At 43.6% G+C, this 25,321-nt stretch carries 34 protein-coding genes and 1 pseudogene; 25 read left to right on the top strand and 10 right to left on the bottom strand.

Annotated features, from left to right (window positions below; genetic code table 11):
- The first annotated feature begins 36 nt into the window (after nt 1-36).
- Both DSOL_RS17960 and DSOL_RS17955 read left to right on the top strand, forming a co-directional pair.
- Nucleotides 37-1,761, top strand: a complete 1,725-nt coding sequence (locus DSOL_RS17960) for an aldehyde ferredoxin oxidoreductase family protein (protein WP_075366186.1) — start codon at nt 37-39, stop codon at nt 1,759-1,761.
- A gap of 33 nt (nt 1,762-1,794) precedes the next feature.
- On the top strand, nt 1,795-2,019 hold the full coding sequence (locus tag DSOL_RS17955) for a MoaD/ThiS family protein (protein ID WP_075366185.1): 225 nt from the start codon (nt 1,795-1,797) through the stop codon (nt 2,017-2,019).
- Nucleotides 2,020-2,188: 169 nt separating this feature from the next.
- On the opposite strand, the gene DSOL_RS17950 is transcribed toward DSOL_RS17955, so the two are convergent.
- A complete protein-coding gene (locus DSOL_RS17950) occupies nt 2,189-2,497 on the bottom strand; it encodes a thioredoxin family protein (RefSeq protein ID WP_075366184.1) in 309 nt (102 codons plus the stop codon).
- A gap of 372 nt (nt 2,498-2,869) precedes the next feature.
- On the opposite strand from DSOL_RS17950, the gene DSOL_RS17945 reads away from it, so the two are divergent.
- The gene (locus DSOL_RS17945) at nt 2,870-3,571 is read left to right on the top strand and encodes a 4Fe-4S double cluster binding domain-containing protein (RefSeq protein ID WP_075366183.1); all 702 of its coding nucleotides are present in this window, start codon (nt 2,870-2,872) and stop codon (nt 3,569-3,571) included.
- 82 nt (nt 3,572-3,653) lie between these two features.
- Nucleotides 3,654-3,827 carry a hypothetical protein gene (locus tag DSOL_RS28075; protein WP_170871550.1) on the top strand — a complete coding sequence of 58 codons (174 nt, stop codon included), beginning with the start codon at nt 3,654-3,656 and terminating at the stop codon, nt 3,825-3,827.
- Between the two features lie 39 nt (nt 3,828-3,866).
- Here DSOL_RS28075 and DSOL_RS17940 read toward each other — a convergent pair whose 3' ends face one another.
- Together DSOL_RS17940 and DSOL_RS17935 are read right to left on the bottom strand one after the other, a co-directional pair.
- Nucleotides 3,867-4,067, bottom strand: coding sequence for an SGNH/GDSL hydrolase family protein (locus DSOL_RS17940; protein ID WP_235838878.1), 201 nt, complete (start codon nt 4,065-4,067; stop codon nt 3,867-3,869).
- A 104-nt stretch (nt 4,068-4,171) separates the two neighbouring features.
- Entirely contained in the window at nt 4,172-4,600 is a 429-nt protein-coding gene (locus DSOL_RS17935) for a GNAT family N-acetyltransferase (protein WP_075366182.1), read from the bottom strand.
- A gap of 303 nt (nt 4,601-4,903) precedes the next feature.
- Here DSOL_RS17935 and DSOL_RS17930 point away from each other — a divergent pair, with 303 nt between their 5' ends.
- The 5 genes and pseudogenes from DSOL_RS17930 (at nt 4,904) to DSOL_RS17915 (ending at nt 8,033) form a co-directional block, all read left to right on the top strand.
- A complete protein-coding gene (locus DSOL_RS17930) occupies nt 4,904-5,851 on the top strand; it encodes an ADP-ribosylglycohydrolase family protein (RefSeq protein WP_235838877.1) in 948 nt (315 codons plus the stop codon).
- A gap of 289 nt (nt 5,852-6,140) precedes the next feature.
- Nucleotides 6,141-6,467 carry a JAB domain-containing protein gene (locus DSOL_RS30345; protein ID WP_486598770.1) on the top strand — a complete coding sequence of 109 codons (327 nt, stop codon included), beginning with the start codon at nt 6,141-6,143 and terminating at the stop codon, nt 6,465-6,467.
- Between the two features lie 27 nt (nt 6,468-6,494).
- Nucleotides 6,495-6,806: pseudogene (locus DSOL_RS30340) on the top strand (JAB domain-containing protein); the annotation flags it as partial.
- A 59-nt stretch (nt 6,807-6,865) separates the two neighbouring features.
- The gene (locus DSOL_RS17920) at nt 6,866-7,627 is read left to right on the top strand and encodes a transposase (protein ID WP_075366181.1); all 762 of its coding nucleotides are present in this window, start codon (nt 6,866-6,868) and stop codon (nt 7,625-7,627) included.
- A 43-nt stretch (nt 7,628-7,670) separates the two neighbouring features.
- A complete protein-coding gene (locus tag DSOL_RS17915) occupies nt 7,671-8,033 on the top strand; it encodes a YccF domain-containing protein (RefSeq protein WP_075366180.1) in 363 nt (120 codons plus the stop codon).
- A 91-nt stretch (nt 8,034-8,124) separates the two neighbouring features.
- Here the strand turns inward: DSOL_RS17915 and DSOL_RS17910 are convergent, their stop codons facing one another.
- The 5 genes from DSOL_RS17910 to DSOL_RS17890 all read right to left on the bottom strand — a co-directional run bounded on the left by DSOL_RS17910 (nt 8,125) and on the right by DSOL_RS17890 (nt 13,410).
- Nucleotides 8,125-8,883: an SDR family oxidoreductase gene (locus DSOL_RS17910; RefSeq protein WP_075366179.1), complete on the bottom strand. Its 759-nt coding sequence runs from the start codon at nt 8,881-8,883 to the stop codon at nt 8,125-8,127.
- A gap of 243 nt (nt 8,884-9,126) precedes the next feature.
- Nucleotides 9,127-10,020: an RluA family pseudouridine synthase gene (locus tag DSOL_RS17905; protein WP_075366178.1), complete on the bottom strand. Its 894-nt coding sequence runs from the start codon at nt 10,018-10,020 to the stop codon at nt 9,127-9,129.
- A 109-nt stretch (nt 10,021-10,129) separates the two neighbouring features.
- Nucleotides 10,130-11,347, bottom strand: a complete 1,218-nt coding sequence (locus tag DSOL_RS17900; RefSeq protein ID WP_235838876.1) for a BREX system ATP-binding domain-containing protein — start codon at nt 11,345-11,347, stop codon at nt 10,130-10,132.
- A complete protein-coding gene (locus DSOL_RS17895; protein ID WP_235838875.1) occupies nt 11,347-12,567 on the bottom strand; it encodes a BREX system ATP-binding domain-containing protein in 1,221 nt (406 codons plus the stop codon). Before DSOL_RS17895 ends, DSOL_RS17900 begins: the two co-directional genes overlap by 1 nt.
- 30 nt (nt 12,568-12,597) lie before the next feature.
- The gene (locus DSOL_RS17890; protein ID WP_075366176.1) at nt 12,598-13,410 is read right to left on the bottom strand and encodes a hypothetical protein; all 813 of its coding nucleotides are present in this window, start codon (nt 13,408-13,410) and stop codon (nt 12,598-12,600) included.
- Between the two features lie 303 nt (nt 13,411-13,713).
- Between DSOL_RS17890 and DSOL_RS17885 the strand changes: the two genes are divergently transcribed.
- Nucleotides 13,714-15,324 (top strand): DEAD/DEAH box helicase, encoded by a 1,611-nt coding sequence (locus DSOL_RS17885; RefSeq protein WP_083642713.1) that lies wholly within the window; start codon nt 13,714-13,716, stop codon nt 15,322-15,324.
- 183 nt (nt 15,325-15,507) lie between these two features.
- On the opposite strand, the gene DSOL_RS17880 is transcribed toward DSOL_RS17885, so the two are convergent.
- On the bottom strand, nt 15,508-16,116 hold the full coding sequence (locus DSOL_RS17880) for a nitroreductase family protein (protein WP_075366175.1): 609 nt from the start codon (nt 16,114-16,116) through the stop codon (nt 15,508-15,510).
- Nucleotides 16,117-16,539: 423 nt separating this feature from the next.
- Between DSOL_RS17880 and DSOL_RS17870 the strand changes: the two genes are divergently transcribed.
- The 12 genes from DSOL_RS17870 (at nt 16,540) to DSOL_RS17840 (ending at nt 21,620) form a co-directional block, all read left to right on the top strand.
- The gene (locus tag DSOL_RS17870) at nt 16,540-17,259 is read left to right on the top strand and encodes a M48 family metallopeptidase (protein ID WP_075366173.1); all 720 of its coding nucleotides are present in this window, start codon (nt 16,540-16,542) and stop codon (nt 17,257-17,259) included.
- 23 nt (nt 17,260-17,282) lie between these two features.
- A complete protein-coding gene (locus DSOL_RS29015; RefSeq protein WP_235838874.1) occupies nt 17,283-17,639 on the top strand; it encodes an aldehyde ferredoxin oxidoreductase N-terminal domain-containing protein in 357 nt (118 codons plus the stop codon).
- The gene (locus DSOL_RS29595) at nt 17,593-18,132 is read left to right on the top strand and encodes an aldehyde ferredoxin oxidoreductase N-terminal domain-containing protein (RefSeq protein WP_282433555.1); all 540 of its coding nucleotides are present in this window, start codon (nt 17,593-17,595) and stop codon (nt 18,130-18,132) included. The genes DSOL_RS29015 and DSOL_RS29595 overlap by 47 nt, the downstream gene beginning before the upstream one ends.
- On the top strand, nt 18,117-18,467 hold the full coding sequence (locus DSOL_RS29590; protein ID WP_282433554.1) for an aldehyde ferredoxin oxidoreductase C-terminal domain-containing protein: 351 nt from the start codon (nt 18,117-18,119) through the stop codon (nt 18,465-18,467). The genes DSOL_RS29595 and DSOL_RS29590 overlap by 16 nt, the downstream gene beginning before the upstream one ends.
- A complete protein-coding gene (locus DSOL_RS29585) occupies nt 18,425-18,886 on the top strand; it encodes an aldehyde ferredoxin oxidoreductase C-terminal domain-containing protein (protein WP_282433553.1) in 462 nt (153 codons plus the stop codon). Before DSOL_RS29590 ends, DSOL_RS29585 begins: the two co-directional genes overlap by 43 nt.
- Before the next feature lie 196 nt (nt 18,887-19,082).
- Entirely contained in the window at nt 19,083-19,889 is an 807-nt protein-coding gene (locus DSOL_RS17860) for a DUF3786 domain-containing protein (RefSeq protein ID WP_075366172.1), read from the top strand.
- Between the two features lie 168 nt (nt 19,890-20,057).
- On the top strand, nt 20,058-20,210 hold the full coding sequence (locus DSOL_RS29010) for a hypothetical protein (RefSeq protein ID WP_235838873.1): 153 nt from the start codon (nt 20,058-20,060) through the stop codon (nt 20,208-20,210).
- Entirely contained in the window at nt 20,207-20,494 is a 288-nt protein-coding gene (locus DSOL_RS29005; RefSeq protein ID WP_075366171.1) for a VWA domain-containing protein, read from the top strand. The genes DSOL_RS29010 and DSOL_RS29005 overlap by 4 nt, the downstream gene beginning before the upstream one ends.
- Before the next feature lie 60 nt (nt 20,495-20,554).
- Nucleotides 20,555-20,749 carry a hypothetical protein gene (locus DSOL_RS29000; RefSeq protein ID WP_075366170.1) on the top strand — a complete coding sequence of 65 codons (195 nt, stop codon included), beginning with the start codon at nt 20,555-20,557 and terminating at the stop codon, nt 20,747-20,749.
- Between the two features lie 250 nt (nt 20,750-20,999).
- On the top strand, nt 21,000-21,110 hold the full coding sequence (locus DSOL_RS30130; protein ID WP_427854428.1) for a type II toxin-antitoxin system HicA family toxin: 111 nt from the start codon (nt 21,000-21,002) through the stop codon (nt 21,108-21,110).
- Between the two features lies 1 nt (nt 21,111).
- Entirely contained in the window at nt 21,112-21,195 is an 84-nt protein-coding gene (locus DSOL_RS30125) for a type II toxin-antitoxin system HicA family toxin (RefSeq protein WP_427854429.1), read from the top strand.
- Between the two features lie 23 nt (nt 21,196-21,218).
- On the top strand, nt 21,219-21,620 hold the full coding sequence (locus tag DSOL_RS17840) for a type II toxin-antitoxin system HicB family antitoxin (protein ID WP_075366169.1): 402 nt from the start codon (nt 21,219-21,221) through the stop codon (nt 21,618-21,620).
- A gap of 110 nt (nt 21,621-21,730) precedes the next feature.
- Here the strand turns inward: DSOL_RS17840 and DSOL_RS17835 are convergent, their stop codons facing one another.
- A complete protein-coding gene (locus tag DSOL_RS17835; RefSeq protein ID WP_075366168.1) occupies nt 21,731-21,949 on the bottom strand; it encodes a hypothetical protein in 219 nt (72 codons plus the stop codon).
- A 149-nt stretch (nt 21,950-22,098) separates the two neighbouring features.
- Here DSOL_RS17835 and DSOL_RS17830 point away from each other — a divergent pair, with 149 nt between their 5' ends.
- The 3 genes from DSOL_RS17830 to DSOL_RS17820 all read left to right on the top strand — a co-directional run bounded on the left by DSOL_RS17830 (nt 22,099) and on the right by DSOL_RS17820 (nt 25,268).
- Complete coding sequence (locus DSOL_RS17830; RefSeq protein WP_075366167.1) at nt 22,099-23,415, top strand: ABC1 kinase family protein; 1,317 nt, start codon at nt 22,099-22,101, stop codon at nt 23,413-23,415.
- A gap of 141 nt (nt 23,416-23,556) precedes the next feature.
- On the top strand, nt 23,557-24,432 hold the full coding sequence (locus tag DSOL_RS17825) for an ABC transporter ATP-binding protein (protein ID WP_075366166.1): 876 nt from the start codon (nt 23,557-23,559) through the stop codon (nt 24,430-24,432).
- 29 nt (nt 24,433-24,461) lie between these two features.
- Entirely contained in the window at nt 24,462-25,268 is an 807-nt protein-coding gene (locus DSOL_RS17820; protein ID WP_075366194.1) for an ABC transporter permease subunit, read from the top strand.
- The last annotated feature ends 53 nt before the right edge of the window (nt 25,269-25,321 follow it).

Here is a 25,321-nt window from a genome sequence, read left to right as displayed (position 1 = left end):
GAGTTCACAAAATTGAGGTTCTTGGAGGGTGTATTCGTGAAAATTTATCGAATCAACATGTCCAATCTTTCGTTTGTTGCGGAGGAAGTACCTGAAGAATGGAAACTGCTTGGCGGTCGTGGGCTAACTTCGGTTATTGTGGCCAAAGAGGTTGACCCAACCTGTCACCCATTAGGCAATAAAAACAAATTAGTGTTTGCGCCGGGTTTGCTGGCGGGCACAATGGCCGCTAACTCTGGACGTCTATCGGTTGGGGCTAAAAGTCCATTAACCGGTGGCATCAAAGAGAGCAATTCAGGAGGGACGGCGGCCCAACGACTGGCGAAGCTAGGGGTAAAAGCCCTAATCATTGAGGACATTCCAGAAGGAGACCAATGGTACTCTCTCCATGTTCATAAGGACGGCGTAAAAATCAAAGAAGAGACCGAACTTCTTGGAAAGGGTAATTATGAAGTGATCCATACTTTAACGTCTAGATATGGGGAAAATACGGGAGTCATCACCATCGGGCAGGCTGGAGAATATAAAATGTCCGCCTCAAATATTTCTGTCAAAGACCCTAAAGGGCATATTCGCAGCTTAGGACGAGGTGGACTTGGCGCGGTGATGAGTTCTAAAAGAATAAAGTATATAACATTGGATGATAACGATGGCAAAGGAATCAAGATCCTCGACAAGGAAACGTTCAAAACAGCAGCTCAGATTTTCAATAAGGGGTTACTTAGTCACCCAGTAAGCGGGAATGCTCTGCCTAAATATGGAACCAATGTACTTGTCAACATTCTCAATGAAGCTGGAGGATTACCGACTAAGAACTTCAGGATGGGTCAATTCGAGGGGACCGAAAAGATCTGTGGCGAAACCATGTATGATACCATCATGAGCAGAAAAGGAGATCCCACTCATGGATGTCACGTCGGTTGCGTCATTCGTTGCTCCCAAACCTATAATGACAAAGACAACAAATACCTCACCTCTGGTTTTGAATATGAAACGATTTGGGGATTCGGGGCGGGTTGCACAGTCGACGATCTCGATATTATCGCGAATATTGATCAGATCTGCGATGATATTGGCATAGATACTATTGAAACTGCTGGAGCCATGATGGTGGCTATGGAAGCAGGTATCCTCCCTTGGGGGGATGGACTTGGAATGCTGAAATTATTTACAGAAGAGATTAAAGAAGGCACTTACCTTGGTCGTATTCTTGGTAATGGAGCCGATTTTACGGGTAAAGCCTTTGGGGTAACCCGCATTCCGACGGTCAAACATCAGAGTATGCCAGCCTATGACCCACGGTCGGTCAAGGGTATTGGTGTGACTTACGCCACGACAACGATGGGCGCCGACCATACTGCAGGGTACTCAGTTACCTCAAATGTGTTAAATGTGGGGGGGCGTATTGACCCATTAGCTAAGGAAGGGCAGATTGAACTTTCCAGGAACTTGCAAATTGCGACGGCTGCTATTGATAGCGCAGGGTTATGCATTTTCACTGCCTTTGCAATACTGGATTACGAACCAGTCTCTCATGCCCTAATTGATATGATTAACGCTGAGTATGGGTCGAACTGGTCCGTGGATGATTGGTTTAATATGGGACGTTTTGTGCTCAAGACTGAAAGGGCTTTCAATCAAGCAGCTGGATTTACCAATAAGGATGACCGTCTACCAGAATTCTTCAGTGAACCAGTACCTCCCCACAATGTTACTTGGGATTTTACTGGTGAAGAGCTGGATCAGGTTTATAATTTTTGAGATACAAAGGAAATTTAGTAAGGAGGCCTAGAAATGGAAGTCAATGTAAAGCTCTTTGGAGACCTTCGTGAAGGTCGGTTTGAAGAAAAAACGACTCAATTAGAGGAAAACAGCCGAGTGATTGATGTCATAAAGAAGCATAATCTACCGCTAGAAGATGTGGCCATCTGCATGGTCAATAGTCATCAAGCCGAATTTGGGCAAATCTTGCTAAACCATGATACGGTCGCGTTTTCTCCACCAGTCGGTGGAATGTAATAGAGAGCTCAGGAACAAAAGTAATGATAAAAGGAGGCTAGCAGTGCTAACCTCCTTTTATCATTACTAAGTAATAGAAACATAAGTTAAGAGTCTGCATTTATGTCTTGTTTTAAATGTAACTGAAGAGACCGATAGAGTCCAAAGGCTTGGCGTAAGCCAGATTTCCTTATTGAATAAGAAAACTGTGTACTTCTTGTTCTGGATGATAACCGACCATCGTGTCCTGAGGTTTGCCATCTTTAAACAAAATCATGGTCGGAAGATCCTGTACTTGATACTTATCTTTGACTTCCGGAACCTTATCAACATTGACATAATAAATTTCCACTTTATCTTGAAGAGTATCGGAAACATGTTCTACGATCGAATGGAGTCGTTGGCAGTTGGGTGATTTCTCAGAGCCGAATTCGAGCGCAAACGGGGTTGGGTTATTTAAGACGGAAGGCAGTTTACCAGAGAAAATTTCTTTTATCATAAGCACACATCCTTTCTTGGGATATCCATAGTCTTCTCAGAAAAGGAAAATTTAAAACTCATGATTTCAGATATACACTTAAATTCACCGCTACCAGTCCTTCAAGCTTGTTGTCAGCAATCACGCTGATTGATTGCGGGGACGCCCTTCATGTTTACTTTGAAAAGTAACGCGTTACTCTGTCAGATAATCGACCTGTTCTTTGCCTTGCTGAGAGGATTTAGAAACCGCTTTCTAGAATATTTAGAGAAAGGTGGCAAGGGAAAGCGGGAGCGTTGAAGAAGAGCTAGGCGAGAAATAACAGGTAGCAGGATGTTGTCAGATTCACATAGAATACAAGTTTAAGAAACTAAATGAAGTGGAGTGGACACCATGGTTAGTGCTTTGGAAATTAAACAGAAAGCAATTGAATTAGGGGCGGATTTAGTTGGAATAACTGACTTACGACGTGTTGAAGGAATTCCTACCTTACCTCAGGGACTCCTTGAGCCGTATACCCATGCAGTCGTGATTGCTGTTGCTATTACTCCGGATGTTTTTGAACAGATTAGAACTGAACCAACACCCCTGTATCTTCACCATTATCTGGCAACTAATACGCTTTTAGACAATATTAACCTATGTTTGCAAAGACAAATCATGAACGAGGGATTTCACGCACTTGCCATTCCTGCTTCTCAAATTGTTGATAAGGTTAACTGGATGGGTCATATTTCTCATAAAGCCATGGCTAAGGCAGCCGGTCTCGGTTGGCAGGGAAAAAGTCTTCTGCTTGTTACTCCAAAGTATGGTCCTCGCGTGCGGTTAGCGACCTTACTGACCAACGCACCATTTGAGCCTGATCCTTTACTGCCCAATCGATGCGGTATATGTCAAGAATGCCAAGAAGCATGTCCCGCAGCTGCTATTAAAGGGGCTTCCTGGGAGGATCATCCTCAAACGAGGGAGGAGGCTCTTCACTTTACGCGATGTGTGGAGAAAGTAAATGAAGACTTTGCGAAACGGCCCGAAATCGGCAAACCAATCTGCGGGGTTTGTATTAGCGTATGTCCATGGGGAAAACCGAAGAAATAATCCGAGAATGATCGAGTTTGAGGGTTTGACCATTTAAGTCAGGGTATGTTCTAACTAATAAAACAGGAGGGGAAACCATTAAATGTTGACTTTTTTCGCTGGGCTAGGGTTAAAAGGAATCTTGGTCGTAGTTCTTGGGATTTTCGTGGTAGTATTTATTCTTAAAAAGTTATTTAAATTGGTACTTACCATTGCAGTGATTATTGCGCTTGTTCATTTCGGATTACCTTTTCTCCAAACTGCTATGTCGAGGTAAACAACGAATCACATGGTCTTACACTATAGCTAGTAACTTCTATGATCCCGTGATGATCGCCTCAACCGACTTACTGATTCGATTGGAATGCGCTTGATATCCTGCAGAATTCGGGTGCAGCCCATCCTTGGCGAGATAGCGACCTAGATTAAATTTCAGCAGGTCATAGGTTGGAATAAAAATCCCCTTCCCATCGTCTTCAATGAGGAGCGAAACAGGGGGACAGGTCCCTTGTTTCACGAGAGGCAGGATTCAGTTTAGAGGATTTGAAAACCGTTCTCTAGAATAGTTAGGGAAAACATGAAAGGAGAATTGGCAGGTCAAAAATCCAAAGCACGAAAGGACTATGAACTAACAATAAGATAAAACCCTGCTTTTTCGTAAAATTCAATACGCCGCCTACGTGAATTCGCTTCCTCCAGCGTTTTAGCATGATCTGGCCGTTCCACTTCCACGAGAATGGCCTGTTTGTGCTCATACATTACACGCGATGTTTTCATAAAAGCGGACCCAATTCCCTGTCCCCTAAACTCCTTAAATACTGCCAAAAGACTAATAAGGACATAGCCATTGTTATGGCTGTCGGCACAGACAGAATAGGCTAGATCTTGTTTCCCTTCACAGAAAACCAGTGCCTTCTGAAGGTGATCTTGAAGTTGTTGATATATCACAGCATACGGTGCATACTCTCCACAAGAAAAATCCCGTTGAATTCGTTCATAAAAGCCCGTAAGTTCTGCTAGCTCCATCGGACGGATGTAAAACTTGGACATAATGACCATTCCCCTTTGACTACATACCGAGCCTTTCCGCAACATCCTGATAGTTTGGATTTGAGGAAATTGAGTATTCCATATGGGATATCACGATGCATCTGATGGCGCAACCACTCGTTGCTTCCAAGGAAACTATCGATCGAGACATCAAAAAATCGATGTATGATATCTATCTCAATCTGATGGGATAAGAGCTAATCTATAAGATGCAATTCAAGGTGTGAGAGAAGTTTTGATCAATTAGCCATGAAATCAGAACAAAAACGGGGAACCTGTCCCCTTGTTCGAGGAGATTTAAATTTGAATGAGAAAGCAGTAATAGGCGGAATCATAGGAGTAGTTGTTGGGGACGCATTAGGATTACCTGTTCAGTTCATGACCAAAACAGAAATAAGGAAAAAGCCAATCACGGAAATGACCGGAGGAGGTACATTCCGCCTTGAACCGGGTGCTTGGTCTGATGATAGTTCTTTAACTTTGTGTCTGGCTGAAAGTCTGTTTGAGGTTGGCTACAATCCTAAAGATATTGCTCAACGTTTTGTGCGTTGGTATCGGGATGGTTATATGGCTCCGTTTGGTGAGTCCTTTGATATTGGTGGTACTACAGTAGAAGCGATGGAGAGATTAATAGCTGGAATTGATCCACTTGAAGCGGGTCCCACGGATGTGAGGAGTAATGGAAATGGAAGCCTGATGCGAATTCTCCCAGCGACTATTTATTTCGCTCATGAGCCCGAGGACACAATGATTAACAGAATTTGTGAGGTTTCCAAGATTACGCATGGTCATCCACGCAGCCAGTTGGCCTGTTGTTTATATTCCCTGTTCATTAAAGAATTGTTAACAGGGGGTAGTCCAGATGAAGCATACAACACCATGAGAATTAAATCCCAAACCTTGTTTGTGGACTCCGAATTAGGTAAGGAGTTAAATCATTTTCAGCGCATTATTAATGGCGAACTCCCCAATCTTACTGAGCATGACATAAGATCGGGGGGCTATGTAGTCGAAACTTTGGAAGCTGCCCTTTGGAGCTTTCTCACCACATCAACATTTAAGGACTCTGTCTTAAAAGCCGTTAACTTAGGTTGGGATACCGATACAGTTGGGGCCATTACCGGTAGTTTAGCGGGCGTCTATTACGGGTTTACGAACATTCCAACAGACTGGCGGAGAAAACTAATTAAATATGAAGAAATACTGAGTCTTACCAACCAATTTGCTGAACGAGTACTTCAGCAGCAGTAAAAGGGGAAACAAGGGGACAGGTTCTCTGTTCTTGCTATTATTTTCTGATCAGGACCTAAGCATTTTAAGAAAAAATGTGGAAAGAGCTCTCTGGGAAAATAACATTTTGTATACACGTCAGTTGGAGCCCAGACTGTTCTCACTTCATTCACTATTTTGGAATGTAACTCTATAAATTATACGGCAAAAACTTATAGAATTGATCAAAGCATTGCAGGTTAATTTGGAAATGTGTAGAAATACAGTAAGGTTAAGGAGTTTGACCATTACTAGGGCGGGGGGCCAATCTATGCATGAAGGACACAGAAGCAGGCTGAAAAATCGATTTCTCGAAGAAGGATTAGATGGCTTTGAAGACTATCAAATCTTAGAACTTCTGTTGTTCTATGCCATACCTAGAAAGGATACCAACGAACTCGCTCATTCTTTGATCAACAAGTACGGTTCCCTGTCCGGGGTTTTGGAAGCCGACCCTAAAGACTTAGCAAAGACTCCTGGTTTGGGAGAAAACTCAACGGTCTTGCTGGCGCTCATTCCTTCTTTGGCGCGTATTTATCTCAAAGATCGATGGGGAATAAGACCGACCCTAAACAGCACAGCAAAAGCGGGGGAGTAAGTCTTAACTCTCTTTGCAGGAAGAAGCTATGAATTTTTTTATGTCATCTGTCTGGATGCACAGCATAACGTGATTTATCCGGCGCTCGTCCATGAGGGTACCATAGACCAAGCACCGGTTTACCCCAGAGTCATAGTGGAAACGGCTTTGCGACATAAAGCCCACAGTGTTATCCTAGCCCATAATCATCCGGGAGGGAGTCCTTCGCCCTCGCCTCAAGATATTGAAGTTACGAAAAGAATCAGGGTTGCATTGGAGCCCATTTCTATATCTGTAATTGATCACATCATTGCTGCTGGGGAAGCCTACGTCAGTTGTGCAGAAAAAGGATTGCTTTAACATGGGGAAAACAGGGGGACAGGTACGTTGTTTTACAATCTGTTTGAGGTGGTGACAAAATGCCGAGAAGAGCAAGGAAAGAAAGTCCAACGGGTATTTATCACGTCATCATGCGCGGCATAAATCGGCAGAGCATTTTTGAAGATAATGAAGATAGACAAAAACTTATTGAGACGTTTGCTCGATACAGAGAGATGAGTTGCTATAAGCTATATGCCTATTGTTTAATGGATAATCATATACACATTTTATTGCAAGAACAATCAGAGCCTATAGGTGCGGCGATGAAGCGCATCAGCTCAAGCTATGTGTTGTGGTTTAATAAGAAGTATGGACGATGTGGGCACTTATTTCAGGAACGATTTAAGAGCGAAATAGTGGATACAGACGGCTATTTCCTGACAGTACTACGCTATATCCACCAGAATCCAATCAAGGCAAAGATGGTAGAGGATATCTCCCACTATCCATGGAGCAGTTATGGAGACTATATGAGCCAAGGGCATAGGGTTGATAAGGAGTATGTTCTTAATATGTTTTCAGGAATAGCAGTCGAATCTTTAACGTTATTCGGAAAATTTTCCAGAGAGAAGAATACCGAAGAATGTCTCGATATTGAAGAAAACAAAATTGGCATGACTGATGAAATGCTTAAAGAAAAAATTAAGGAACAGTTCGGAATTAATGCCTTGCATATTGCGATTGAAGAGAGAGTAAGGCAAGAAGAGATTCTTAAGGAATTAAAACAATTGGAAGGGGTCAGTATACGACAAATTGCGCGAATAACGGGTGTACCTCAAACGCGAGTTTGGAAAGCTTAAACCGGGGACCTGTCCCCCTGTTTCTAGTAAAGGGAGGAAGACAATGAATCTCATTGGTAATGTTATTTGGCTAATATTTGGAGGGATCATCGCCTCGATTGTATGGTTTTTAGCAGGGTTAATAATGTGTATAACAGTCATTGGCATACCATTTGGTGTTCAATGTTTCAAGATCTCGAAATTTGTGTTGTGGCCTTTTGGAAAAGAACTAGAACTTGGACATTTTGGAGCAGGAGGACTAACTTTTAATATCATCTGGCTCATCGTTTTTGGATGGGAGTTTGCCATAGCTCATCTCGTTATAGGCGCAATTTTTTGTATAACAATTGTAGGCATACCATTTGGACTTCAGCATTTCAAATTTGCTAAACTTGGGCTCATACCTTTTGGGGCGAAAATACACTAGACATAATGCACAAAAACCCCGGCAATGCTGGGGTTTTGCGTTTGGCATGCAATTATTCTTCCACAATCAAACAAGCGTTGAGATATGTTGGTTAATATGCAGTCCAGCCTGCATCCGCTGTGATGACAGAGCCATTAACAAAACTTGAATCATCAGATGCTAAAAAGAGAGCAACTCTAGCAATTTCTTCTGATTCACCCATTCGGGGATTTAAGTTGATACCAGCCATTGCTTTTCCCATACCAAATTCATTTGGAGCGTTTATAGTAGTACCTATATTCGTATTGACTCCTCCAGGAGCAATTGCATTACAACGGACCCCTAAAGTAGCATATTGAAACCCTACATTTTTTGTCAACCCAATAATCGCATGTTTAGAAGCTGTGTAGGCCGCACCTGCTCTGGAGCCAAATAAACCTCCAGCAGAAGCAATATTTATAATTATCCCACTTCCTTTTTGTATGAAGATGGGAAGTGCTTTTCTTATGGCACGCATCGGTCCGGTAGTATTGATGGCAAAAACCCGTTCCCAAAGTTCATCCGTTACCTCAGCAGCAGGATAAAAATTGTCCATGATACCAGCATTATTGACGAGAATATCTAAAGTTCCATAAACCTTAACTGCTGTATCAATTAGATTTTGGATATTTTCTTCTTTTGTTACATTGGTCGCAACAGCAGTCGCCAAGCCACCATTTGACACAATCTCTGCAACGGTTCCATTTGCTCCTTCTAAATTGATATCTGATACGACAACTTTGGCACCTTCTTTTGCATAAACGAGTGCGATTGCTTTTCCCATACCAGATGCAGCACCTGTTATTACGGCTACTTTTCCTTGAAGTCTCATAGTTTTTCCTCCTTCTGATGTACTGTAACCATAAAATAAACTATTTTATAATAGTTTATTAATTCTAAATTATATGCTCAATCATTGGAAATAGCAATATCAACGTTGCTCATTATATACCTCATTCAATTTTCTATACAATTATCGTAACCTCCAATGTTCTAATGGAAAGTAGGGGATTAAATACCTTGTTTTGACCTTATTTATTTGAAACAACGTACCTGTCCCCGTGTTTCCCTTGTTTCACCCGGTGTAATTCTCAATCACTCGTAGAAAATTTGCTGGAAACGGAGCTTCGACTGCAATTTCACGCTGCTCAACCGGATGCGGGAAGTGCAAAGAAAAGGCGTGTAAGGCTTGTCCGGAAATGAGAGCTGAGCTTTTTCCGTACATCCTGTCCCCGACAATTGGGTGCCCGATATGGGTTAAATGAACACGGATCTGATGCGTTCTGCCGGTGGCCAGAGTTAGTTCTAACAGGGAAGCTCCGGAAAAGTTCTGAACCGTCTTGTAATGGGTTATGGCCTGGTCCCCTTTTTGGTTAACTGCGCGCCGGTTCGGCTTGGTGGGATGTGGACCAATCGGCTCATTGATTGTTCCGGCTGGAGGATCCACAATTCCATTCACCACGGCTTGGTAAGTGCGCTTCAGGTTTCCTTCCTTCAGGGATGTCTCTAACAGGGCTTGGGTATGGCTGTCTTTGGCAAATACAACACACCCCGAAGTTTCTCTGTCAAGGCGGTGTATTGGACGAACTGTGCAGATTTCTCCCAGTTGTTGATAATAATGGGCGAGGTAATTGCTTAACGTACCTAGGAAAGTTTGGCCCGCCGGGTGTACCAGTAGCCCAGAGGGCTTGTTCAATACTATTAAATATTTATCTTCATACAATATTTCGACTGACCCTGGCTCCGGTTCGACCCCGTAGGATGAGTCCTCAAGAGCCAAAACGCGCAAAACATCTCCCTTTTTAACTTTCTTCTGCAAGAAAACGGTTTTTTTGTTTAGCAAAATTCCCTTTTGCCGGGTCAGCTTCTGAATTTTTCTTCCCGAATACTTCAAAACTTGTTTTAAGTAGACCTCTACCGTAAGGCCCTGATGCTCTTCAGCGATCGAGTATGCAGTATATGACTTCATATCACTAGTTCCAATCTATTCGCTTTTTTAAACAGGGGGACAGGTTCCGCGTTTGGGTATTCATTGCCTGAAACAACGTACCTGTCCCCCTGTTTGTCCCCTTGTTTGCCTAATTTTCATCTACGATACATTCATCCAAAGAGGGTAATTCCTCTTCCTGATACTGTGGTTCTCCAAGGTCATTGATGCGAATATCCCCGATCTGTCCGTACTGATAAAGCTGATCCAACAATTCTACAGCGGAGCGGATTCTGGTTCTTAACAGATAGCCCCTGTTTTCTGAGGCTTTCAAAACCTCACGCACATCAAGCTTAGGCTTCCAGTTGTAGGACCGACCGTGAAAAACCTGGAGCTGTTCCAGAACGGCTAGGATTTCATCTTGGTTAAGCGGTTGAAGCTGGGGGGCATTAATAATATGGTTGAGAACCTTCTCAATAGGCTCGCGCTGGGCGCGGTCCACATACGCCGTGGAAAGGTTTTCAAAATCATGTTTGGCCTCTATCACATCTTCACGATAGGATGCTCCCAAAGCAAACATCGTAAAGGTAGATTCTAGGCGCGAATATCGCTCAGGGAACAAGAAGGATGCCATATTATTATAGGCGATGAGGCGGGCTTTTTTGCCAAGACGACCTATCAATTCAGTTTCATCAAACAATACTACCCAACCATTGTAACCTAGCAACTTAAACATATGGCTTAACATCGTAAAGTAGTCCATACTGTGACGCGTTTTGCTAAAGGGGACGGCAAAGCGGACCGGTTGGGCAAAAATCCTTTTGTAGATCTGACGTAGGTAAGCATTATTGATGAAGTCGCCCTCCAGGTCCGCCATCAACAAATATTTGTCATCCGGGTCATCAACGTGCAGATAGGATCTTAGAACAAAAAACAACTTGTCAGTTACCAAGTGCTTACTTGTAAAGGATAGCAGATCCAGAGCGTTGGGGTTATTAGGAGTAATATCCTGTAAGACATGTTGGAATCCGGGTTGTAGGCGTTGAGGCAGATAAGTGTTGCTGACCAGTTTCTGATAGACCAGATAGGGTTTATCAAACGGGGTCTCTTTGCTCAGGGAAAGCAGGCTGACGACCATATTGTTGCTATGGGCCAAGTTAAACACGGTATTTAAAAGGTGGGTTTTGCCCTCTCCGTACTTTCCGGAAACGACCATACCGCTGGATTCTCCAGTATCTCTGACCCGATCTAGCTTGCGCGAGATCTGCTCCATTAATTCTGGACGGGCTGAGGAAAAATAGTGCCCTACCGCCCGGGAAGACACTCCCGAACGCAAAGCTTCAATGATCCTTTGAGCTTCGAAATCCATTATTCTGCTCCTTCCTGCAAAGTCGTCAGAACTACCCGCCTAGGCAAAGATACTTTACCAAAGCGCGACTTAGCGTGGAGTTCTTCCGCTGTGCTCAAGCTAATAGGGATGGCTCCTTCATCAAGGCGGTTGATGACCTGAGCCAAGCGGGTAGACATTTTCAGAATATTTTTCGGCGTATAGACCTCATCAATCAGGCGATCAAGATCCACAATGTCGGCGAAACGGTTAAAACGGGTACCTTCAATTTCATTCTGAATGCGCATCCAAAGAGCTTGATAGGACTTCAAACCCTTAGTGTCGTCGTCCATAAGACTGCGCTCAAACGAAAAAACGAACATAGTGTGTTTTAAGGTATCAATCTCATCAATCAATTCGCGGATACTTTCGTAAGCATCTTCACGTTTCAAACGAGTATAACGTAGGGTTTCCGCATGTTCTGCATCAACCAGAACTTCCATATTATCAATAGAAATAACGAGACCCTTGTAACCAGCCAGGCAGCAAACCTCTACCAGGGAACGCAACATGTGCCTAGCATTATATTTGGTGATTTTGCTGGGGGACAAACCCAGTCGGCGAAGAGAGGGCAATGGGGCTTCTCGACTTCCTTCCAGCCACAGCATCAACAGCTTGCGACTGGCTTCTTCCAAAGTGGGGTGCCCTAAAATACCCCCAGTTAATAGGGCACAGGCCAAAGCGAAATTATTGTCTATCAGGGGGTTGGAAAGAAATTGCTTTTCTAACTGTTCCCTTATCTCCCGTTTGGTCAAGGGGTCGAGTTTTCCCTGACTGGACAAATAATCGGCAAAGCTAAAATTTTCCGGAATAGTATTGGGCTCATACCCCAATTGCCGGATGACCTCATGACTGCACAACTGCAAACGTTCCAACAGGTTGACCTGACGCAATATTGCAGTATAGATATCCTTAAAATCATGGATCCATAATTCCCGTGCCGAGAGACAAACCGAAATATAGCCCGTGTTTTCCGCTTCCATGGCCAGCAACTCTAAAAAGTGAGTTTTTCCACTACCAGTGCGGCCTGTCAAGAACTTTATCTTGCTCCCTCCCAAGGCCAGATAGTTCGCCAAGTATTTTTCCTTCCAAAAATCCATAATAAAGTCGCTGCCCACTGATATTTCCCTCAAAATATTACGGTTACCTGGAGCCTGTCCCTTCCTCAAACGTGCCAGGGCTGAGTGAATATCATTTCCCAATGCACTTACCCCCCTAAATTTTCATCCGAATCAGCTCAAATCCAATTCAGGTACTGCGACCTCGAAAAAACGGATGGTTGCCAGATACTGCTCCCTACCATCCTGATCTAGAATGCGAATAGCCTTATTTATGTTGCGACTGGGGCCAAATTGAAACTGCCGTCCATCCTCGGTGGAACGTATATCTGTAGCATAAAGGCGAGCTAGGTCAAAAGCGAAGCTCTGTTGGTCATAATCTTTGCGAAAACGTCGCATAGGGGTTAAAAGAGTGTAGAGGCTCTTTAAATAAATATCCCCTACTACTGAAGTTGACAATTTTCCCTGGTTTTGTTTTAAGAGCATCAAGTCGTAAGCTGCAGCCAGCTCTTTGACAAAGCCCCGGGGATCAAATGCTGCCTTCAAAAGTTTGTCCCGGCTAGCCTTCACATCTTGCACAAAGGCCAAGGGGCGCAAACATTGGATACGTTTACGGTCCAAGTATAAATCCAGATTTTCGGTATCCACCCTAACTCTGAAGGGAAACATTTCATAATTAGGATAGTCTCCTTTTACGTCCACCTCCAGACGATCGCAATAGGCCAACATTTGTTCCGCAAAGTCGCCATTTTCCACATAAGCGCGAATCCCAAAGTCATCGACCTGATTCTGCATCCCTTCCATCAAGGTTTCCTGTTCTTTCAAGTAGACGCGCATAGCTCCCAGATCTTTATTCCAGCTCTTCAGATCACCCTTTTCCATGTTTTTACTCAGGCTCTTAAAAAGTTTTTGCAGACTATTGATCTTGTCCTTTAGTTCTTTTTCGACAACCACCATTTGTTTGAATAAATCCTCATAATCCGTCATATTATTGCTCCTTTATCTCATTCCTTTTTATTTCTGGTTCTGACCAGCTTAAACAGAGTATAATTAATAATCAAGTTTTTTTGCAAGAATTCGACATGAAACAATTGATTTCCTTCCGAGTTTGCTGCGATAATATTATTAGGTCCTATTAATAGCACACATAGTAAGCTAGAATAAAGAAGGATAGACCCCTATGCCGCTTAAGCGGCACCAAAAGAAGATGAAAATAAAAATAAATGCATTCACTCGAACATCGTGCATCGAACCACGAACCACGATATGCGGGACAGGTGAGAAAAAAGTATGGCAATTGACGTTTATGGTCAACTGAAAAAACAGCTATTTCCATGGCAGGAGGAATGCCTGGATATTTGGTTTCGCAAGCAGGGGAAAGGTATTATAAATGTCGTTACCGGGGCAGGCAAAACTGTCTTGGCCTTGGGAGTCATAGCTAGGCTGGACTATGTCTTGTCCGCAGAGCAAGCACCTGCTTTAAAAATCAAGATTGTCGTGCCCAAGGTTTTTCTGGCCCATCAATGGGTTCAGAGTTTGCAGGAAGATCTTGCGGTTTCCAAGGAGGACATTGGGATTTATTCTGGGATGCACAAAGACCCTCCTACTCGGAAGTATATGATTTATGTGGTCAACTCGGCCCGCTACACGTTATCTCAGCATATACTACAGGACTATCAAAAAGGTAACCCCGTATTGCTGATCGCGGATGAATGTCATCACTATAGTAGCCCGGAAAATTCGCGCATCTTCAATTTCATTACGCAAATTCCAACTAAAGATCAAACGACACATTACTATGCTTTGGGTTTATCTGCCACCCCAGAAACAGCTGCATTTAACGAAAAACTGGTTCCTGCCTTGGGGCCAGAACTCTTCAAATACGGTTTTGTCGATGCCTTAAATGCCAATATCATTAGTTCCTTTGCTATCTTTAACCTAAAATTGAAATTCACTCCCTACGAAGAACAACAATATCTGGACTTAAGTGAACAACTAACCCGTGCTCTAGAAGCCCTTATCCATCATTGTCCATTTCTAAAAGGCTTAAACAGAACGCGTTTTTTTGCCAGCTTGGAGCAATTAGCTCAAGAATCTGAAAAAGCCTCCATAGCCTCTCTGGCCCGTACAGTACTTACCCTTTCCATTAGGCGCAGGGATCTGGTCTACCGGGCCGAGTCCCGGATTAGCTGTGTTCAGAATCTCTTGATCCAACTTCCGTCCATTGCAAAGGTCTTGATTTTTAGCGAAAGAATTGACGTGGCGGACCGCATCTATAACGAGTTACAGCTTCAGTTTCCCAAACAGGTGGGGCGTTATCATTCTAAAATGGACGCAAGGAGTAGAAATAATATCCTGCGTAACTATCAAGATGGACAAATTCGCATCCTGGTAAGTTGCCGTGCCCTTGATGAAGGCTTAAATGTACCTGCAACCGATATAGGTATCATCGTTTCCTCCACGAGCAGCAACCGACAACGAATCCAGAGATTGGGTAGGATCTTGCGCCAATCAGGTAAAAAACAAACGGCTAGACTTTATTACCTGTATATCGATTCCTCCAACGAAGAGCAGGACTTGCTAAGCGATATTTCCCACGACCTGTCCGGAGTAATACCCATCCTTGACTTGGAATATAATCAGGATACACAGACCTTCATTCATTCTGCGTACCAAAACTTGGCAAATCGAGTTCTGGCTTACACCCAGTTGAAAGACTGGAGTCAGGAGATAATAGCTGAAATAACTCGAAACCTGGAACGAGGCAAATTAGGTTGTGATTGGTGGCTCTCCAATCAGGACTGTCGCTTGAAAATCCAGAACGCTTCCTCCCGAACGGAACGAAATTACTGGGTGAGCATGCTCTTACTAATACAAGCTAGCCATGGTAGGTTAGCATAAGATCAGGACAGCGAATTTTCTCCTTATCATTGCTCGTATTGGTGCACTTTTTTCAAATGAAGTTATCATAGCTTCTTTTCATATAACAGAGGAAGAGACTAACTCAGCTAGCTCTTCCTCTGTTTAAACTTGGGTTCACTTGAGAATGTTCACTTGCGTTTAGGGCGTGCCATGATTTCGGCCTTAAACCTCTTTAAGTAAGATCTGACTCAACTCAATTCTAGGACGAGCCTTGGGGTTTTGATCAGGGTAACCGACGGGGATTAAGGCCACGACATTATAAGTCTCGCCTAACCCTAGGATCTGTTTTACTTTCTCTTGGTCGAACATCATAACCCAACACGTACCAAGACCAAGGTCAACAGCACGTAATGTAATATGATCAATAGCAATGGCTGCGTTTAAGCGAAGATAGGCCTCGGCGGTAGCTTGATCCATTGGTCTGCGCTTAGCATAGCTTTCTGGGTCCATCTTATCGAGGGGAGTATCTGCGAAGGCCCCTGCTTCCTTGAGTTCTCGCGCCCGAGTGCCTATGCCTCCCAAGGACTCTGCGTCAACACAGCATGCAATGACGACAGGTGCCTGGCTGACAAACGGTAAAGGAGTAGCTTGGCTCAATTGCGCACGAACGGCATCACTTTTAATCACAACAAAGCGCGTAGGTTGAATATTACTACCAGATGGAGCTAATTGCGCGGCTTCGATAAGTTGAGTTACAAACAACTCAGGGATGGGATCGGATTTAAATTTTCGAATGCTTCGTCTGGATTTCATGGCATCGAGTAATTCCATTAAAACCATCTTCTTTCTCAAATTATTTAACTTCATATTGATTGAACCATTATATATTATTGGATTAAGTAATCTTTTGCAAATTTCGCAGATTATAATCAGACAATCTCAAAAGATGTCCTCTCAGGCCTATCTACAGAGGAGAGGGAGGAGGAAATAAAACACCTCGGACGCTCTTTCCAAAAACTCAGCCTTCCAGCGACCAATCACAACTGTGTTTTCCTCCCTCAATAATTGAAGGACTACCTGAGCTTTAAATTCTGGAGTGAAATTAATACCTTTATTCTGGGTATCGGCTCGGATATCCATGATTGTGGGGAACTAGTAAGGGCCTTGAATCATGCCGCCTACTATGCTAGCGACAAAGTGTAAAAATTTATGGTAAGATGAAGAAAAGTGGGGGTTGGTGAGGAGGATTCTCCGGTGGATCAATTAAGCGTTGGGGATGAAATAATTCCCTACGAAGAGCGACGGAGTGTGCGGTATCGAAGGATTACGCTGAGCATATTGGACGATCGTGTTCGAATTTCGGCACCTAAGAATGTATCCGCAAAGCAACTGAAAGAACTATTGAGCGCCAAACAAGAATGGATCTTAAAACATTGGCTCGCAAGTCGCGAGACTCTAGAATGTCCTCAAAGACAGTATATCGAAGGGGAAGAGTTCCCTTATCGGGGTAAAATTTTGGGACTTAGTGTCAGAAGACACGCTCGCCAATCGATTCGGGTAAACTTAGAAGGGCAGGTGCTTGTGGTGTTTCTACCCTATGACTTACCCGACTATCAATATCTGTCCAATGTTCAATACGCTGTTATGAATTGGTATAAAGTTCAAGCGCGCAGAGTACTCAAGAGCAAGCTTGATGAACAGGCAAAGCGAATGCAGGTCACTTATCAAGATTTTCGACTGAAAGATCAGAAGACGAGGTGGGGGAGCTGTTCTGACCGAGGTAATCTTAATTTGAATTGGCGAATTATCATGGCCCCTGAAGAGGTGATCGATTACCTCATTATTCATGAACTGGCGCATTTGACGCATCCCAACCATTCGGAGAGATTCTGGCAGTGGGTGGCGACGTTTATGCCGGAGTATGTGTCTTGGAAAGAGTGGCTGAAATACCATGGGCAAGAATTGGTGCTATAAGGACAAAGGGAGATGGAATGTCGATGAGCAAAATCTTACGGGTGAATATGTCAACTTTGAGTGTTGTGATCGAGGAGTCCAAAGAAAACTATCGCCTTCTCGGTGGTCGCGCGTTTATCGCCAAATATATGCTGGAAGAAGTGAAGGCAACCTGTGAACCTTTAGGGCGGCATAACCCGTTAATTTTTACTCCAGGACTTCTTGGTGGCAGTAAGGCTTTCAGTTCTGGGCGAATTTCCATTGGAGGGAAAAGTCCGTTAACAGGTGGAATCAAAGAAAGCAATGGGGGAGGGGTCGTTGGCTTAAAGCTGGCTCGGGCTTGGCTATCAAGCGGTGATTATCGAGGATCTCCCCAAAGATGCTCAGAACTATATCCTTAAAATTAAAGTGTCAGGGGCGGAACTGCTTTCAGCTGAAGAATATTGGGGCTGTGGGGTGTATGAGACCGCGGCCCGTTTGAGACAAGACTTTGGCGAGAAGGTCGCCATTTCTTGTATAGGGCCGGCTGGTGAACACCGCCTGCTTACTGCAGGAATTGCTAATACGGACGCTGATGGGGTGCCGAGTCGGTACAGTGGCCGTGGGGGTCTCGGTGAGGTCATGGGTTCCAAAGGGCTAAAAGCCTTAGTGCTTGATGATACAGGAGTTGGTTATCTCGAACTCAAACGACCCGAGGAGTTTAAAAGCGTAATGCAGGAATATGCTGAACTTCTTAAAACATCTCCCGTGATTAAAAATTATGCTGACTATGGGACGGCTGCGTTGGTGAATGTGACTAACGCTCTTGGAGGGCTGCCGACACGCAACTTTTCCACGGGTCAGTTCTCAAGAGTGGACAAGATTAGTGGGGAAAAGATGTGGTCGCTCCCTTAGAACATGAGACGATTGCCATCATGGGTTCGAATCTGGAGATTGATGATCTCGATTTCATCGCTCGACTCAATTATTTGTGTAACGACTATGGACTGGATACGATCGAAACGGGTGCGGCACTCGGTGTGTCGATGGATGGCGGGCTTCTTACCTTTGGGGACAAGGAGGGGGCAATCCGTCTAGTGGAGGAAATCGGCAAGGTAACCTTAACCGGAAGCGTTTTGGGTAATGGGGCGAAGCTAGCTGGCAAGGTATTAGGAGTGCTTGAAGTTCCTGTGGGAAAGGGCTGGCGATGGCTGCGTATGAGCCGCGGGCCATCAAAGGGACAGGGGTGACCTATGCGACCTCTCCGATGGGTGCAGATCACATTGCTGGGAATACCATTCGATTGAGTTTAAAACATAACGCCCCTGAAGGACAGGCGGCTCTATCTCAGAAGGCGCAGTATACAGTGCCCATTTATGATTATTTGGGGTTGTGTTTATTTTCCATGGGAGTCCTTGGTGCTCATCGGGAAATCCTCTGTCAATTGGTCAATGCCCAATTAGGGACGGGCTATGGGATTGAGGAGCTTCAAGCACTTGCTAGGAACACGATCCAGTGGGAACGAGCTTTTAATCAAGCAGCAGGGTTTACCAAAGTGGATGATCGTTTGCCGGAACACTTTACAGAGACCCCGAATCCTGCGGCTGAGAATGCAGTGTTTGACGTGCCAGAGGACGAACTGGATAACGTTCATCAAGACATGGCTTAAGAGCAACTAACAGCATAAACAGGGGGACAGGTTCCACGTTTGGGTATCCATTGCCTGAAACAACGTACCTGTCCCCTTGTTTGTTACCCTTGTTTGTTAGAGATTTTACCGTAGAATTGCAGGTTAATCTCGATAAGTGGAGAAATACCGTAAGGGTAGGAGTTCGACCATAACACGAAAGGAATGGCGTTGCTATATGTCACTACTTAACAATCCACTTGAAATTTACAAGTTACTTCCAAAATCAAATTGTAAACTGTGTGGGATGGCGACATGCCTGGCGTTTGCCGCTGAGGTAATCAAGGGACAAAAACGTCTCGATGAATGTCTTCATCTAAAGAGCAATATAATTGAGGAACTAGATGGAAAAATCATCAGACAAATGACTCCCGAAGAGCAACTGAAGCAAATACTCGTGCCGTTGAAAAAAGAAATTGCTACAATAGCTTTTTCTGCATCCGTGAAGCGATTAGGGGCTACGCTTTCTGACGATAAGTTGACCCTTAAGTGTCTTGGAAAAGACTTCACGGTTGATTCCGAGGGAAATCTGATATCTGACTGTCATATCAATGTATGGGTGACGGTACCATTACTTAACTATATTATTTACAGTGCAGGAAATGATCCTTCCGGAAAATGGGTTCCATTCAGGGAACTTAGTAATGAGACGATATGGGATGCATTTTTTGAACAGAGGTTTGAAAAACCTTTAAAACAACTTACAGATGCCTATCCAGATCTAATCGAGGACATAATTTATATTTTTAGCGGTAAGCCCGTGGATACTAGTTTTTCCTCTGATATTTCGCTTGTATTGCACCCTCTACCAAAGGTTCCAATGCTCATTTGTTACACCAAACCAGAAGAGGATTTAGAATCCAAGCTCAATGTTTTTTTCGATACGACAGCGGAAGACAATCTCAACATTGATTCAATCTACAGGCTTTGCGTTGGGCTCTTGATGATGTTTCAAAAGATCTCTTCTAGGCACATTAAACCATAAAGTGCTACAGAACCCCCAGCAATGCTGGGGGTTTTGCATTTAATTATGTCACAAAAAGGATTAGGCGGATTCCAGTGGATTAACACGACAGACCAAACAAATTATTGCTACACCCTGTGCTATCCTAAATGCATAAGCATTAAATGTGTAAAGGAAGGATGAAGGACTATGGATCAGGTTCAAATTGAGATGGCTTTAGACAAGAATTACTTGCTACCCGACAAAACCCAAAAGGCTTACCTCATGGTGAAGCTCACCGCCCCGGAATTGGTCGGTACAAAAACCTTAGTGGTGGAATGCTCACCGGATTTTAAGAAGTGAAGAAGACTTTGCTCACAGACGGTATGGCCTATGCAGGGATTACAACCCCCCTAGCGCTAGCCAAAAAAGCTGAGGAAATTGCGCAAAGTGGTGTCCAAGTATCCACATTTGGGTTGGGCGAAGATTTTGAAGAGGATTTATTGCAGCAGATGGCAGAAGCAGGGAAAGGGAATTTCTATTATATTGAAACTCCAGATCAAATTCCTGGTATCTTTGAACAAGAACTGACCGGTTTGCTCAGCCTCATTGCTCAAAATCTAGTCCTAACGATTAAGCCCTCCTAACAAGTCAGAGTTACAGGTATTCTCAGGTATCCTTCAACAGATGGAAGAAATCATCAAGTCATGATGCCTGATCTCTACAGTGGGGAGACAAAAGCTTTGCTCCTAGAGCTCTCCATTACCCCTCTGTCTAAAGGATACCATTCCTTATTTTCCGTAGATGTAGAATACACGGATGTGCGGGAAAGTCTTGAACTAGTTCGATTAACTGCTGGCTTTGGGGCAACTTGCGATAATGAGCAAGTATCAACGCGCTGAATCCTATGGCCTGTGAGATGAATGATCTAGAACTCCACGCGGAAATCACGAAATTAATCGCATCGCTACAGTTCATGTCTGAAGAAGGATATGATAAGTCCCTCCGTAAAAAGATGTCCTCTCAGGCCTATCAACAGAGGAGAGGGAGGAGGAAATAAGCGTGTTTTAAGTACATCATTCCAAAATATTGCGAAATATTGACACGTATTATTAGTACGCATTATTCTATTGTTAGAGAGAGGGAACGACATTGAAAGGGTACTCATCAACGGAAATACTTCGAATCCTCTTTAATGATGGCTGGATAGAAAAGAATCAGCGCGGTTCACATATTCAACTAGTTCATAAAACTAAACTATAAAGTGACGGTACCTCACCCTAAAAAAGACCTAGACCCGAAGACTGTGAGAAGTATACTCAAACAGGCAGGGATTACCGAACAATGAGTTTTGCGAAAGGAGCCTAAGAAATGGATAAATATTTGTTTCCTGCCATCTTTGAACCCAGGGAAACTAAAGGCTATACTGTGACATTCCCGGATTTACCAGGATGCATTACCGAGGGTGACTCTTTAGAAGAAACACTATTGATGGCCAAAGAAGCTTTAGAACTTCATCTTTATGGAATGGAAGAAGACGGCGATCCTATTCCTTCTCCTGCTTCCCCTGAAAAGATTGTCGTATCCACTGGTGCCTTTGTTACGATTATTGAGGCTTGGATGAAACTAATACGAGATGAGATGGCAGATAAGGCGGTTAAGAAAACCCTTACGATTCCTAAGTGGCTAAATGATTTAGCTGTCAAAAATCATTTAAACTTTTCTCATGTTCTGCAAAGCGCCCTTAAAGATCACCTTGGGCTTAGAGAATAATTCAATAGACATTATAAGTATAGTGGACAGAAGGAACAAGGGGAAGGAACAAGGGGACAGGTTCGTCGTTTCGCAGAAAGAAAACGACGAACCTGTCCCCTTGTTTGCGATTACCGAACTTTTCTAAAGGGCATACGAGGTGAGGATTGAACACGGTTAAATAGATCGTTAGAAGAGTTGATTCCTTTTTTTGCTAAGAAACGTTGCATACCCATTGGCATTGGGCGATCGGCTTGGTTAAGGAAATCTGTGTTTTCTCTTACTTCTGGGCTCCCAGCTTCCCCAAGGGCTCCGCTTTGATTTAAGAATTTATTTCTCCCCAAAAACATATTATTTTAGCACCCCCCTCTTTACCAATATATGCCAATATACAGGCCTTGGTTTTACTTTCTCTTATTTTTTGCGCTTTACTGTCACGTTACGCTCAATGCTCCATAAATATATTAAGAGTATGTTTAGGAAACGGGGAGTATTCAGCATGTTTGAAACACCTGCAAGACATTTTGCCCGCTTGCATGAGATCCTTTCCGTACTCATCCGGCATGGATTTGGTTATATGCTTAGCTCGGGGAATCTTATGCCGCTGCAGGAGAAAAACTTAGCCCTTGTGGGAGTGCATCTAAGAAATGCTTTATCAGAACTTGGTCCGACGTTTATCAAACTGGGACAAATAGCGAGTACCCGTTCAGATCTTCTTCCTCAACCGATTATTCAAGAATTAGCGAAACTCCAAGACCGAGTTACCCCGCTTTCTTTTAGAGAAGTACGACGAGTAGTCGAAGAATCTCTACAGGTTCGCCTCGAGTCTGCCTATCGAGAATTTAATCCTGTTCCTCTTGCGGCTGCGTCGATTGCACAAGTGCATTATGCAGTTCTTCACAACGGAGAAGAGGTGGCTGTAAAGGTTCAACGCCCATTCATACGTGGGATGGTCAAAACAGATTTAGAGATATTCAAAATATTTGTAACGAATATTGAACAGAGAACCCATTGGGAAAAACGCTATCCTGTTCGCCTAATTCTTGAGGAGTTTTCTAACACTATTCAAGAGGAATTAGATTTCTTACATGAGGGGCGAAATGCGGAAGAGCTTTCAAAATGGAGTAAGAGGAATTCCAATAGTTTGATTCCGAAGATTTACTGGGAATTCACCCATCCCTCAGTTTTAACTCTGGAGTATATTGAAGGGATTCCTCTGCACCAAATTATGGATTCTAAGAAAGCAACTTATAACGCTCATCGCATCGCAGATCGTTTGAGCAAAGCACTCCTTCAACAAATCCTTAGCGAGGGATGTTTTCACGGTGATCCTCATCCTGGTAATGTTCTTATCTTGCCTGGAGAAAAGATTGCCTTGCTTGATTTTGGGATGACAGGACATCTATCCCGTGCCATGAGGTATCAGCTCTTGTCCCTGATTTCTGCACTCGTTCGTGGAAAGGATGCCCAAATTTTAGAGACACTCTCGCAAATGGGGATAGTACCTGAGCAAATCGATCGGCTTACGTTTTTAGCGGATATTTCTACGTTACGTCACAAACATTTGCAAGTTTCTCAGAGAAAATTAGCTATGGGAGAATCTATTCAGGACTTTTTTGAAATTATCTTCCGCCATGGGATTCATATTCCCTCTGAGTTTGTCCTCGTAGGCAAATCTTTGTTGACCCTAGATGGAATTCTAAATACCTTAGATCCCACATTAAGCTTGGTTGAGCAGGCCAAGCCTTTCAGCCGAAAGTTGATCTGGGAAAAGTATAGTCCAATGAGACTGCTAGAAAGGATTTGGGTGAACTAGGGAGACAGACACAACAGGTTTCCCCAGAAACATACAATAGGATATGAATATAGATCAATCATAATACGATGCCCCTGTTGTTTAAAAGAATTTAGGGGTGTTTTGATGTGTAAGGAGTTCGTCTAAGGAAGCAGGGAGGAAATGATCGAGGTTAGTGACCTGAGCAAAGTTTATCGTGAGGGACGAGGAATAAGGAACATTAACATTCGGATCGATCCAGGAACCGCGTTTGGGTTTCTTGGGCCGAATGGGGCAGGAAAGACCACGACTATCCGATTATTGATGGGATTTTTAAAGCCTGATTCGGGACAAGTAACGATCAATGACCGTGATTGTTGGCGAGAAAAAACGGAAGTCAAGAAATTTGTCAGTTACCTTCCGGGTGAACTTCATTTCATCGAGAACTTGTCGGGCTTAGATTTCTTAGATCTTATCGCAGGAATGCACGGAGAACGGCCTGACATTAAGAAGACCCGTGATTATTTGGTAAGTGCTCTCGATTTAGATTTAAAATTACCCATTCGAAAGATGTCAAAGGGGATGAAACAGAAGTTAGGGATTATTTCGGCCTTGATGCTGGATGCTGGTGTTCTCATCCTTGATGAACCGACCTCTGGACTAGACCCTTTAATGCAAAAGGTTTTCATCGAATTAATATTAGAGGAAAAGAAGAAAGGGAAGACCTTATTTATGTCTTCCCATCAATTTTCAGAGATTGAGCGGACGTGTGAGCGCGTTGGAATTATTCGGGAAGGAAAACTCCTTGCCGTTCGAAGCATTTCACAGCTAAGAGAAGTGGAGTATCACACGTTTGAAATTGAGGTCGAGAGCGAGGAGGATTATGAGCTTCTGAGGGGAAGTGGGTTAGATATAAGTCTGGTCCGGGGGCAATGCTATGTCATTCGTGTCGCGGGTGAACTGGATAGACTATGGTTGGCTCTCGCTCAAGTTCGAGTCAAACGCTTTAGGCAACGATCTCTAGAATTGGAAGAGGCATTTATGGATTTCTATCGATAGTTGTTTTGTAGTTGAAAGGGGGGGTACTTCTGAATAGAGCATTGTTTCGGGCGATGTTTAGGCAGTATCAAAATAAAGTAGTCGTCATTTCAGCAGGTATTTTCCTTTATGAAGGACTTATAACCTGGGTTTACCCTGTGATTGCTAAGAATCCCGCCGTCACTGAGATCGCAGAGGCTATACCATCTGCGGTAAAGACCGTATTTGGGGTATCTGAAAACGCTCGGACGGATACGTTCGAGGCCTTTATATCAGCCCAGTTTTTTGCTAGAATCTGGGTGATTCTTATGGCTTTATATGGGATTGAAACTGCGAATGCTTTACTTGCCAAGATGGTGGATAATGGATCTTTGGCTTTTCTGCTATCCACTCCGGTATCTCGAAGTGAGGTTCTTTCAACCCAAGCAGGGGTTCTTATTGGCACGAACGCTATTTTAGTCGCAGCCACAATCGTTGGCTTATATTTTGGCACCTTTTGCTCAGGGATCGAAATTAATCATTGGCGTTATTTCCGTTTAGGGCTTTTAGGAGTTGCTTTTTTTTCAGTGATTGAACTTTATAGTCTTTTCTTCTCAGCTTGGTTCGTTGAGGAAGAACGGGCTTTAACGTATGCTGTGGGATTAACGCTAGCCTTTTATGGGCTGGATATTGTTGGCGGACTCAGTAATAAATTGTCCTGGCTAAAAGGTCTCTCACTCTTCCAATGGTTTCAGCCGCAAGAGGTATTAGAAGGAACGATAGACCCAGCGTTGCCGATCATCGGGCTTAGTTCCGCGTCAGCTCTACTTTGGTATTTGACAAAGAAAGTTTTCGATACTAAGGATCTTGCTCTTTAGTATCATCTGGTTTCTGCTAGTTTTTTCACTGATTCTTCATAAATAGTTCATAC

Origin of the sequence: Desulfosporosinus metallidurans, assembly GCF_001936615.1 — a bacterium.
Lineage (GTDB): Bacteria > Bacillota > Desulfitobacteriia > Desulfitobacteriales > Desulfitobacteriaceae > Desulfosporosinus > Desulfosporosinus metallidurans.
This window is presented reverse-complemented; position numbering and strand designations above follow the sequence as displayed.

Excerpts from the sequence above, each read along its gene's own strand:
- DSOL_RS17955 (WP_075366185.1), top strand. The coding sequence starts at position 1,795 with ATGGAAGTCAATGTAAAGCTCTTTGGAGACCTTCGTGAAGGTCGGTTT.
- DSOL_RS17950 (WP_075366184.1), bottom strand. The coding sequence starts at position 2,497 with ATGATAAAAGAAATTTTCTCTGGTAAACTGCCTTCCGTCTTAAATAAC.
- DSOL_RS17945 (WP_075366183.1), top strand. The coding sequence starts at position 2,870 with ATGGTTAGTGCTTTGGAAATTAAACAGAAAGCAATTGAATTAGGGGCG.
- DSOL_RS28075 (WP_170871550.1), top strand. The coding sequence starts at position 3,654 with ATGTTGACTTTTTTCGCTGGGCTAGGGTTAAAAGGAATCTTGGTCGTA.
- DSOL_RS17935 (WP_075366182.1), bottom strand. The coding sequence starts at position 4,600 with ATGTCCAAGTTTTACATCCGTCCGATGGAGCTAGCAGAACTTACGGGC.
- DSOL_RS30345 (WP_486598770.1), top strand. The coding sequence starts at position 6,141 with ATGCATGAAGGACACAGAAGCAGGCTGAAAAATCGATTTCTCGAAGAA.
- DSOL_RS17920 (WP_075366181.1), top strand. The coding sequence starts at position 6,866 with ATGCCGAGAAGAGCAAGGAAAGAAAGTCCAACGGGTATTTATCACGTC.
- DSOL_RS17915 (WP_075366180.1), top strand. The coding sequence starts at position 7,671 with ATGAATCTCATTGGTAATGTTATTTGGCTAATATTTGGAGGGATCATC.
- DSOL_RS17910 (WP_075366179.1), bottom strand. The coding sequence starts at position 8,883 with ATGAGACTTCAAGGAAAAGTAGCCGTAATAACAGGTGCTGCATCTGGT.
- DSOL_RS17905 (WP_075366178.1), bottom strand. The coding sequence starts at position 10,020 with ATGAAGTCATATACTGCATACTCGATCGCTGAAGAGCATCAGGGCCTT.
- DSOL_RS17900 (WP_235838876.1), bottom strand. The coding sequence starts at position 11,347 with ATGGATTTCGAAGCTCAAAGGATCATTGAAGCTTTGCGTTCGGGAGTG.
- DSOL_RS17890 (WP_075366176.1), bottom strand. The coding sequence starts at position 13,410 with ATGACGGATTATGAGGATTTATTCAAACAAATGGTGGTTGTCGAAAAA.
- DSOL_RS17885 (WP_083642713.1), top strand. The coding sequence starts at position 13,714 with ATGGCAATTGACGTTTATGGTCAACTGAAAAAACAGCTATTTCCATGG.
- DSOL_RS17880 (WP_075366175.1), bottom strand. The coding sequence starts at position 16,116 with ATGGAATTACTCGATGCCATGAAATCCAGACGAAGCATTCGAAAATTT.
- DSOL_RS29015 (WP_235838874.1), top strand. The coding sequence starts at position 17,283 with ATGAGCAAAATCTTACGGGTGAATATGTCAACTTTGAGTGTTGTGATC.
- DSOL_RS29585 (WP_282433553.1), top strand. The coding sequence starts at position 18,425 with ATGGCTGCGTATGAGCCGCGGGCCATCAAAGGGACAGGGGTGACCTAT.
- DSOL_RS17860 (WP_075366172.1), top strand. The coding sequence starts at position 19,083 with ATGTCACTACTTAACAATCCACTTGAAATTTACAAGTTACTTCCAAAA.
- DSOL_RS29010 (WP_235838873.1), top strand. The coding sequence starts at position 20,058 with ATGGATCAGGTTCAAATTGAGATGGCTTTAGACAAGAATTACTTGCTA.
- DSOL_RS29000 (WP_075366170.1), top strand. The coding sequence starts at position 20,555 with ATGATGCCTGATCTCTACAGTGGGGAGACAAAAGCTTTGCTCCTAGAG.
- DSOL_RS17840 (WP_075366169.1), top strand. The coding sequence starts at position 21,219 with ATGGATAAATATTTGTTTCCTGCCATCTTTGAACCCAGGGAAACTAAA.
- DSOL_RS17835 (WP_075366168.1), bottom strand. The coding sequence starts at position 21,949 with ATGTTTTTGGGGAGAAATAAATTCTTAAATCAAAGCGGAGCCCTTGGG.
- DSOL_RS17830 (WP_075366167.1), top strand. The coding sequence starts at position 22,099 with ATGTTTGAAACACCTGCAAGACATTTTGCCCGCTTGCATGAGATCCTT.
- DSOL_RS17825 (WP_075366166.1), top strand. The coding sequence starts at position 23,557 with ATGATCGAGGTTAGTGACCTGAGCAAAGTTTATCGTGAGGGACGAGGA.